Raw genomic sequence first — 457 nt, forward strand, 5'->3', positions numbered from 1 at the left:
CTTCATGACGCTGATCTTCTCGACCGAGGGGTCGGTCACAGCGTCCAGCATGCCGGTTTGATACCCGAAAGCGCGGAAGCGGCCCGTCTGAGCGCTCGTTTCGCGCGACAGGACTGCGTAGCGCTCGGCCCATTGGCTGAGCCGCAACTTCGGAGGTGGAAGCAGGTTCTCGCGGCGAGCCGCCAGCAGACCCGCATAGAGAGCGTCATACCCGCGCGCGTATCGTCGCGTGCTATGTGGGGTTGCCTGCTCCGTCACGGGTTAGCTATTCGAGTGCTTCGGTGATGACCTCCTGCAGCATGTCCTGCAATTCAGCCGGCGTCTTACACCGATGGAGACGCGGCGCCTGTTCCGCAGGAATAGACAGCAGGCGGGTTCTGACCTTGGCGTACTCGCTGCCGACGGCTTTCGCCACCTCGGCAACATCGATCACCAGACCGGAGTCACGGTCGTACTC

Annotated in this window: 2 pseudogenes; both read right to left on the reverse strand. The window is 62.8% G+C overall.

Annotation, left to right across the window (positions count from 1 at the left end):
• Window positions 1–258 (reverse strand): annotated as a pseudogene (locus VSR34_RS38525) (phage terminase large subunit family protein); the annotation flags it as partial.
• Between the two features lie 7 nt (window positions 259–265).
• Window positions 266–457: pseudogene (locus VSR34_RS38530) on the reverse strand (hypothetical protein); the annotation flags it as partial.

Origin of the sequence: Paraburkholderia sp. JHI2823, assembly GCF_038900695.1 — a bacterium.
Lineage (GTDB): Bacteria > Pseudomonadota > Gammaproteobacteria > Burkholderiales > Burkholderiaceae > Paraburkholderia > Paraburkholderia mimosarum.